Raw genomic sequence first — 8,419 nt, forward strand, 5'->3', positions numbered from 1 at the left:
ACACCACACCATGCAAGCCATCGTCTTCGACCACTTCGGCGGCCCCGAAGTGCTCGTGGCCCGCGCCGTCCCGCGCCCCGAACTCCGCCCGCACGACCTGCTGGTGCGCAACGCCGCCATCGGCGTGAACCGTGCCGACGTCGCACACCGCAAGGGCGCCTATGGCCGCGCCCATTTCGGCGACGCCGACACCATGGGCCTGGAGATCGCCGGCACCGTGGTGGAGGTGGGGCCGCAGGTGCAGGGCTTCGCCGTGGGCGACCGCGTGATGGGCATCGTGGGCGGCGGTGCCTACGCCGAGTACTCGCGCATCGACCACCGCATGGCCATGCCGGTGCCGCCGGGCCTGGCACTGGCCGATGCGGGCGCGGTGGCCGAGGTCTTCGTGACCGCGCACGAGGCCTTGTTCCACCTGGCCCGGCTGCAGGCCGGCGAATCGGTGCTGGTGCATGCGGCGGCGGGCGGCGTCGGCTCGGCCGCGGTGCAGCTGGCGCATGCGGCCGGGGCGCGCGTGTTCGCCACGGCCAGCGGCGACAAGCGCGCGGCCGTGGCGGGCTTCGGCGCCGATGTCTTCATCGACCACCGCGGCGAGGACTTCCAAGCCGTCGTGGCGCGCGAAACCGGGGGCCAGGGCGTGGACGTGGTGATCGACTTCGTCGGCGCGCCCTACCTGGAGCGCAACCTGCGTTCGCTCGCGCTCGGCGGACGCCTGGTCGTCGTGGGCCTGCTGGGCGGCGCCGAGCCAGCACCCCTGCCGATGGACCTGCTGCTGTTCCGCCACCTGCAGATCTTCGGCACGGTGATGAAGTCGCGCCCGCCCGCCGTCAAGCAGGCCATGGTGCAGCGCTTCGCCGCGCGTTGGCTGCCCGCGCTGGCGGATGGCAGCATCCGGCCTGTGATCGACAGCCGCTACCCGCTGGCCCAGGCCGCCCAGGCGCACCGGCGCATGGAATCGGGGCAGAGCGTGGGCAAGATCCTGCTGCTGCCGGACGCGGCCTGAGCGGGCGATGCGGTCAGGGCGGCTGTGCGTCGATCACGCGGCGCACCGTGGCCAGGGCCGTGCCCAGCGTGTCCAGCGGCACCGAGCCCAGGGCCACACGCAGCGCATGCGGCACCTGTCCGCCGGCCGAGAACGGCTCGGCCGTGGACACCGCCACACCTTCGTGCAGCAGCGCCTGCGCCACTTTGTCGGCCCGCAGTTCCGCGGGCAGCGGCAGCCAGACGAAGTAGCCGTTCGGATGCCGCACCGGGTGCAGCCCGGCAAAAGCCTGGCCGGCCAGCGCCTGCCGCGCGGCGGCGTCCGCGCGCTTTCCGGATTCGAGCCGCAGCACGGTGCCGTCCTCGATCCAGCCGCAGGCGATCGCCGTCATCACGCCGGGCGTGTTCCAGGTCGTCGCGCGGATGGCGCGTTCGATGCGCGCCATGCAGTCCGCAGGCGCGGCGACGAAGCCCACGCGCAGGCCCGTGGCCACGCTCTTGGACAGGCCGGACACGTAGACCGTGCATTCGGGCGCCAGCGCGGCCAGCGGTGCGGGCGGGTTGGGCGCGAGGAAGGCATAGGCCGCATCCTCGATCAGCAGCAGCCCATGGCGGCGCGCGATGGCCACGAGCTGGCGGCGCCGCGCCAAGCCCGTGACCCAGCCCAGCGGGTTGTGCAGCGTGGGCATGGCGTAGACGGCGCGCACGCGGCGGCGCCGGCACAGCGCTGCGAGCGCGTCCAGGTCGGGGCCGGCACCGGCAGCCGGCAGCGGCGCCAGTTCCAGCCGGTGCGCCTGGGCCAGCAGCTTGAAACCCGGGTAGGTCAGCGCGTCCACGGCCACCACGTCGCCCGGCTGCAGCAGGGCCATCGCGGTGACCGCCAGGCCATGCTGGGCACCATCGACGATGGCCACCTGCCCGGGCGCGACCGCCAGGCCGCGCAGCGCCAGGTGCCGCCCCACGGTGGCGCGCTCGTGCGGCCGCCCGCCGTGCGGCTGGTAGCGCAGCAGCGCGTCGAGGTCGCCTGCCGCGGCCAGCTGGCGCAGCGCCGCGCGCAGCAACTCGGCCTGGCCGGGCAGGGCGGGGTGGTTGAAGTTGAGGTCGACCATGCCGGTGGCCGTGGCCTGCTGGTCGATGCCCAGGCCAGGCGGCAGCGCGGCCTCGCGCACGAAGCTGCCGCGCCCGGCCTCGCCGCTGACCAGGCCCATGGCCTGCAGCTCGGCGTAGACCCGCGTGGCCGTCACGAGCGCCAGGCCCTCGCGGGCGGCCAGCTGCCGGTGCGTGGGCAGCCGCGTGCCGGGCGCGAGGTGGCCGGCGCGGATCTCGGCGGCCAAGCGGTCGACCAGGGGCTTGTAGCGGGCACGGGCCATGGGCGTGATCGGCAATGTATTCAATACAATTTTTTGATTGTATTGAGTGGAAGGCCTAGCATGGCGGCATCCACCACGCTACCGGGCCCACCATGCACATCGCCATCCTGACCTTCGACGGCTTCAACGAACTCGATTCGCTGATCGCGCTCGGCATCCTGAACCGCATCAAGGTGCCCGGCTGGCGCGTGTCCATCGCCAGCTCCACGCCCGCGGTGCGCTCGATGAACGGCGTGGTGCTGCAGGCCCAGGCGACGCTGGCGCAGGCGTGCACGGCCGATGCCGTCGTCGTCGGCAGCGGCGTGCGCACGCGCGCCGTGGTGGCCGATGCCGCGCTGATGGCGCAGCTGCGGCTGGACCCGGCACGCCAGCTGCTGGCCGCGCAATGCTCGGGCACGCTGGTGCTGGCGCGGCTGGGCCTGCTGCAGGGCCTGCCGGCCTGCACCGACCTGACCACCAAACCCTGGGTGCAGGAGGCCGGTATCGCCGTGTTGGAGCAGCCCTTCGTGGCGCGCGGCAATGTGGCCACGGCCGGCGGCTGCCTGGCCTCGCAGTACCTGGCCTGCTGGCTGATCGCGCGGCTGCAGGGCGAGGCCGCTGCGCGCGAGGCCATGCACTACGTCGCGCCGGTCGGCGAGAAGGAGGAGTACGTGGAGCGTGCCATGCGCCACGTCGCGCCGGCGCTGGCCTAGGCGGCGTAGCTATCATCGCCGCCATTTCAGAGACAGGGGATTGCGATGAACGCGCCAGCCAGCCTCGATCGATTCCGCGTGGACGGCCAGGTGGCCGTCGTGACCGGCGGTGCCAACGGCATCGGCCTGGCCTGCGTGCAGCTGCTGGCGGCGGCCGGTGCGCGCGTGGTGGTGGTCGACCGCGATGCCGTGGCGGCCGCGGCGGTCGCCCGCGGCATCGCCGGCGCCCTGGCCTTCGGGTTGGATGTGGCCGATGCCGCTGCGGTGGCGCAGACCATGGCCGCCATCGCGCAGCAGGCGGGCCGCATCGACATCCTCGTCAACAACGCCGGCACGGCAATCCGCAAGTCCACGCAGGAGCTTGGCATCGAGGAGTGGAACCAGGTCGTCGCGGTCAACCTCACGGGCGCCTTCGTCTGCGCGCGCGAGGCCGCGCGCTTCATGCCGGCCGGCGGCGGCAGTGTCGTGAACATGGCGTCCATCATGGGCATGTCGGGCGGCGGCCTGTACCCCAACATCTCCTACCAGACCACCAAGGGCGGGCTCGTGAACATGACACGCGCGCTGGCCGTGGAATGGGCCGGGCAGGGCGTCCGCGTCAACGCCGTCGCGCCCACCTGGACGCGCACGGGCTTCATCGGCCAGCTCGAGTCCATGCCCGCGCTGATGCATCGCATCCGCGACGTCACGCCGCTGGGCCGGCTCGCCGAGCCCGACGAGGTCGCGCATGCCGTGCTGTTCCTGGCCAGCCCCGCGGCCTCCATGGTCACGGGCCATGTGCTCGCGGTGGACGGGGGCTTTCTGGCGCAGTGAGGGCCGGCGCGGCCTCAGCGCCAGGACTCGGCCCGCCGCGACAGCGCCGCCGGCCCCAGCAGCACCGTGCGCACCAGGTCCACCTGGCGGCGGGCGCCGACCTTGGCCGTGGCCGTGCGGATCTGCGTGCGCACCGTGCTGATGGAGATCCCGGCCTGCGCCCCGTATTCCTTGGCGGACAGGCCGTTCACCAGTGCTTCGGTCAATCGGCACTCGGCCGGCGTCATCTGGTAGACCTGTTGCAAGGCCTGGGCCAGCGCGCCCACCCGGCCGTCGGGCCGGCTCAGGAAGACGGCCGCCGCGGCGCGCAGCCCGAACGGCCCGGACCACGAGGGCAGCGGCGTCACGAACAGGTGCAGCGTGTCGCCGCCGGAGTGCTGCAGCCGCAAGGCGCCGCCGGCATGGCCTGATTCGGCCAGGCCGGTGCGCACGGCGGCGCGCAGCAGCGCCGCCAGCTTGTCGTTCTCGCGCGGGCGGCTGCAAACCAACCGGCCGCCGCGCAAGGCCAGCATGTCGCCGGACCCGGCCAGCAACTGGCTGGCGCGGGTGTTGTGGTGGACCAGCGTGCCGGACTCGTCGAACAGCGCCACGCCCAGCGGCATGCGGTCCAGCACCGCGGTGGAGGCGCCGGCCAACACGTCCAGGCCGCGGAACCTGCGGTGCAGTGCGAAGCCGGTCTGCAGGTGCGGCATGAGTTCCGCGAGGATGCCCAGCTCCTGCGCGCTGTAGGGGCCCGCAGCCTCGGGCCGGCACACGGTGGCGTTCAGCGAGCGGTCCGGCATGCGTTCGACGATCGCGGCGGACGAGTAGAAGATGTCCTGCGGCCGCAGCCAGTCGGCCCAGTACTCGGTCTTCTTGAGCTGGCTGTTCGGAAACAGCATCTCGCCGTGGACCACGGTGCCGCCCACATGCAGCGCAGGGTTCTGCAGCCAGACGTTCAGCGCGCCGTAGTGGGCGTCGAACTGCGCCAGCGCCTGCTCGGAGAAACCGACCGAACAGAACAGCGTGTCGCTGGTCCGGCCCGGCACGGTGACGGTGCGCTGGCTGAAATCATGGCCCCAGATGATGCCGGTGGTGGAGCCCGTCGCGAACACCAGTTCGGACAGGAAGCCGCCCCAACGCGAAGGATCGAGGGCGGCTTCGTAGACGCTTGCCACCAGTTGTGCACGCTGCAGACCCAGGACCGACATCCAGGCAGACTCCCTTCGCCACCACGGGCAAACCGAACCGACACGGTCACCGGGGCGATCCGGCGAACGCCGCGGTTCGCCGGGAATCTACCCCAAGTCCTGCGCCGCGCCGCTCAGCGCAGCACCAGCACCGGGATGTGCGAGTGCGTCAGCACGTGCTGCGTCTCGCTGCCCAGCAGCAGGCGGCTCACGCCGCGGCGGCCGTGCGAGGCCATCACGATGAGGTCGCAGTGGTGCTTCTGCGCGGTGGCGATCAAGGCTTCGGAAACCTGGTCGCCGCGCACGACCACGGGTGTCACGGTCACCTTCCTGGTCAGGCCGGCGGATTGCACGGCCTCCAGGTCCTTGTGCGCGGCCGCGCTCCAGCTGGCCTCGGTGCGTTCGATCTCCTTCAGGTCGATGGCCATGGCCCCGTCGAAGTAGCTCTGCGGATAGGGCGGAACCACCTTCACGGCGACCACGGCCGCGCCGAGCTTGGCGGCCAGGTCGAGCGCACTGTCCACGGCCTTTTGCGAGAGCTCCGAACCGTCGGTGGCAACCAGGATGCGTTGGTACATGGTGTTTCTCCTTTGAAGCGGTGTGTTCAGCATAGGCGGCCTGCGCCGGAATGGGTTGATGTACGTCAAGGCATGGGGAATAGGCACTGGCTACGCTCCAGCCATGTCCTCCCACCCTTCGTTCGCCGCGGAACCCGCGCCACCAGCGGTTCCGCGCGGCCTGGACTGGATCGACGACCCCGGCGAATGGGCCGCGTTCAGCCGCCCGTCAGGCCAACATGGCAGCGGGGCCTGGGAATCGAGCCTGGCCATCGAGGGCATGACCTGCGCGGCCTGTGCGCTGGCCATCGAGGACGCGCTGCGCGCCGTGCCCGGCGTGCTGGCGGCCGAGGTCGGCGCGGCCAGCCGGCGCGCGCGCGTGGTCTGGCGCGCCGGCCAGGCGCTGCCCTCGCAATGGCTTGCGGCCGTGCGCCGAGCCGGCTACCGCGGCGTGCCGCTGGCCGACCTCGCGCTGCGCGCCGAGCGCCGGCGCGAAGCCCGGCTGGTGCTGTGGCGCTGGCTCGTGGCCGGGCTGTGCATGATGCAGGTCATGATGTACGCCTGGCCCGCATACACCGCGGCGCCCGGCGAGATCTCGGCCGACGCGCAGGCGCTGCTGCGCTGGGCCTCCTGGGTGCTGAGCCTGCCCGTCATGCTGTTCTCGTGCGGTCCGTTCTTCCAGGCTGCGCTGCGCGACCTGCGGCGCCGCCGCGTGGGCATGGACACGCCCGTCACGCTGGGCATCCTCATCACCTTTGCGATCAGCAGCTGGGGCACCTTCGAGCCCGACGGCATCTTCGGCGCCGAGGTTTATTTCGATTCGCTGACCATGTTCGTGTTCTTCCTGCTCGGCAGCCGCTGGCTGGAATCGCGCCTGCGCGACCGCACGGGCGGCGCGCTCGACCTGCTGCTGCAGCGCCTGCCCGAGGGCGTGGAGCGCGAGGGCACGGACGGGCGGCGCGAGCAGGTCGCCGCGCACCGCGTGGTGGTGGACGACGTGCTGCATGTGCGGCCCGGCGAGGCCTTCGTGGCCGATGCGCTGGTGCTGGACGGCGAGACGCTGGTCGACGAGGCCCTGCTGTCCGGCGAGTCGCGCCCTGTGGCGCGCGGGCCGGGCGCGCGCGTGCTGGCCGGCAGCTACAACCTGGCGGCGGCCGTGCGCGTGCGCGTGACAGCCGCCGGCACCGACACGCGTTTCGCCGAGATCGCCGCGCTCATGGACGAGGCCGCGCGCTCGCGGCCCCGCCTGGCGCAGCTGGCCGACCGCATCGCGCGGCCCTTCCTGCTGCTCGTGCTCCTGGCGGCCGTGGGCGCTGCATTGTTCTGGTGGCGCCACGACCCCGGCCACGCGCTCATGGTTGCCGTGGCCGTGCTGATCGTGACCTGCCCCTGCGCGCTCTCGCTGGCCACGCCGGCCGCGATGCTGGTTGCCGCCGGAACCCTGGCGCGCCGTGGCGTGCTGGTGCGCCGGCTGCAGGCATTGGAGACGCTGGCGCGGGTCGACACCGTGGTCTTCGACAAGACCGGCACGCTCACGCGCGATGCGCTCGTGCTGGGCGCCGTGCAGACCCGCGCCGGCATCGACCGTGCGCAGGCGCTGGCGATGGCCGCGGCGCTGGCTGCGCATTCGCTGCACCCGGCATCGCGCGCGCTCGCGGCGGCCGGGCAGGGCGGCGCGCACGCGGAGCAGTGGCGGGCGGCAGACCTCGTCGAGGAGCCCGGCCTGGGCCTGCGCGGGCGCCTGTCGCGCAACGGCTGGCCCTGGCCCGGCGCGCTGCGCCTGGGCTCGGCCGCGCACTGCGGCATCGCAGCGCCGCCCGGCACCGAGACCATGGTCTGGCTGGCGGACGAGCAGGGCATGCTGGCCTGCTTCGTGCTGCTGGAGGACCTGCGCGCCGACGCCCTGGCCACGGTGCAGCGGCTCGGACGGATGGGCGTGGCGGTGCAGCTGCTGTCGGGCGACGCGGACGCGGCCGTGGCGCGCGTGGCCGCGCAGCTGGGCATCGGCGAGGCGCGCGGCGCCTGCTCGCCGCAGCACAAGCTGCAAGCCTTGCGCACGCTGCAGCGGCAGGGTCGGCACAGTGCCATGGTCGGCGACGGGCTCAACGACGGCCCGGTGCTGGCCGGTGCCGACGTGTCCTTCGCCTTCGGCCAGTCCGTGCCGCTGGCGCAGGCCCAGGCCGACTTCGTGGTGCCGGGCGGCCGGCTCATGGCCGTGGCCGACACGCTGGCGCTCGCGCGCCAGACCATGGCCGTGGTGCGCCAGAACCTGGCCTGGGCCGCGCTCTACAACGCGGTCAGCGTGCCGTTGGCCGTGGCGGGCTGGATGCCGGCCTGGCTGGCTGGCCTGGGCATGGCGGCGAGCTCGCTGCTCGTGGTGCTCAATGCGTTGCGCCTGGCCACGCCCCCGCCGGACGCCCCGGAGCCGCCCGCACCCGTGCGCCTGGCGCGCCCCGCCACCGAAAGCCCCTGATGGACATCCTGTTCCTGCTGATCCCGCTGTCCGTGGTCCTGGTCTTCTTCATCCTGGGCGGACTCTGGTGGGCCATCCAGCGCGGCCAGTTCGAGGACATCGAGGCCGAGGGCGAGCGCATCCTGCGCGACTAGCCGAAATTGGCCTGCGCGAACTCCCAGTTCACGAGCTTGTCGAGGAAGGTCTCGACGAACTTCGGACGCAGGTTGCGGTAGTCGATGTAGTAGGCGTGCTCCCAGACGTCGACCGTCAGCAGCGCCTTGTCGGCGGTGGTCAGCGGCGTGCCGGCAGCGCCGGTGTTGACGATGTCGACCGAGCCGTCGGCCTTCTTGACCAGCCAGGTCCAGCCCGAACCGAAGTTGCCCAC

Annotated in this window: 9 protein-coding genes; 5 read left to right on the plus strand and 4 right to left on the minus strand. The window is 72.7% G+C overall.

The features are described from left to right. Window positions 1-10 precede the first annotated feature (10 nt). Complete coding sequence (locus ASF45_RS16130) at window positions 11-1,000, plus strand: NAD(P)H-quinone oxidoreductase (RefSeq protein WP_056664464.1); 990 nt, start codon at window positions 11-13, stop codon at window positions 998-1,000. A 13-nt stretch (window positions 1,001-1,013) separates the two neighbouring features. Here ASF45_RS16130 and ASF45_RS16135 read toward each other — a convergent pair whose 3' ends face one another. Continuing rightward, the gene (locus ASF45_RS16135) at window positions 1,014-2,348 is read right to left on the minus strand and encodes a PLP-dependent aminotransferase family protein (protein WP_056664512.1); all 1,335 of its coding nucleotides are present in this window, start codon (window positions 2,346-2,348) and stop codon (window positions 1,014-1,016) included. A 92-nt stretch (window positions 2,349-2,440) separates the two neighbouring features. Here ASF45_RS16135 and ASF45_RS16140 point away from each other — a divergent pair, with 92 nt between their 5' ends. Both ASF45_RS16140 and ASF45_RS16145 read left to right on the plus strand, forming a co-directional pair. After that, window positions 2,441-3,040 (plus strand): DJ-1/PfpI family protein, encoded by a 600-nt coding sequence (locus ASF45_RS16140; protein ID WP_056664467.1) that lies wholly within the window; start codon window positions 2,441-2,443, stop codon window positions 3,038-3,040. Between the two features lie 45 nt (window positions 3,041-3,085). Continuing rightward, window positions 3,086-3,853 (plus strand): SDR family NAD(P)-dependent oxidoreductase, encoded by a 768-nt coding sequence (locus ASF45_RS16145; protein ID WP_056664470.1) that lies wholly within the window; start codon window positions 3,086-3,088, stop codon window positions 3,851-3,853. Window positions 3,854-3,867: 14 nt separating this feature from the next. Here ASF45_RS16145 and ASF45_RS16150 read toward each other — a convergent pair whose 3' ends face one another. Both ASF45_RS16150 and ASF45_RS16155 read right to left on the minus strand, forming a co-directional pair. After that, entirely contained in the window at window positions 3,868-5,043 is a 1,176-nt protein-coding gene (locus ASF45_RS16150; RefSeq protein ID WP_056664473.1) for a helix-turn-helix transcriptional regulator, read from the minus strand. Between the two features lie 113 nt (window positions 5,044-5,156). Further along, window positions 5,157-5,600 (minus strand): universal stress protein, encoded by a 444-nt coding sequence (locus ASF45_RS16155; RefSeq protein WP_056664476.1) that lies wholly within the window; start codon window positions 5,598-5,600, stop codon window positions 5,157-5,159. Window positions 5,601-5,703: 103 nt separating this feature from the next. On the opposite strand from ASF45_RS16155, the gene ASF45_RS16160 reads away from it, so the two are divergent. Together ASF45_RS16160 and ccoS are read left to right on the plus strand one after the other, a co-directional pair. Then, on the plus strand, window positions 5,704-8,052 hold the full coding sequence (locus ASF45_RS16160; RefSeq protein WP_056664479.1) for a cation-translocating P-type ATPase: 2,349 nt from the start codon (window positions 5,704-5,706) through the stop codon (window positions 8,050-8,052). Beyond that, a complete protein-coding gene (gene ccoS, locus ASF45_RS16165) occupies window positions 8,052-8,186 on the plus strand; it encodes a cbb3-type cytochrome oxidase assembly protein CcoS (RefSeq protein ID WP_056664482.1) in 135 nt (44 codons plus the stop codon). Before ASF45_RS16160 ends, ccoS begins: the two co-directional genes overlap by 1 nt. Here the strand turns inward: ccoS and ASF45_RS16170 are convergent. Further along, a partial coding sequence (locus tag ASF45_RS16170) for a Fe-Mn family superoxide dismutase (protein ID WP_304440566.1) occupies window positions 8,183-8,419 on the minus strand: 237 nt, incomplete at its 5' end. The genes ccoS and ASF45_RS16170 overlap by 4 nt on opposite strands.

Source organism: Pseudorhodoferax sp. Leaf265, from assembly GCF_001422365.1.
Classification (GTDB): Bacteria; Pseudomonadota; Gammaproteobacteria; order Burkholderiales; family Burkholderiaceae_C; genus Pseudorhodoferax.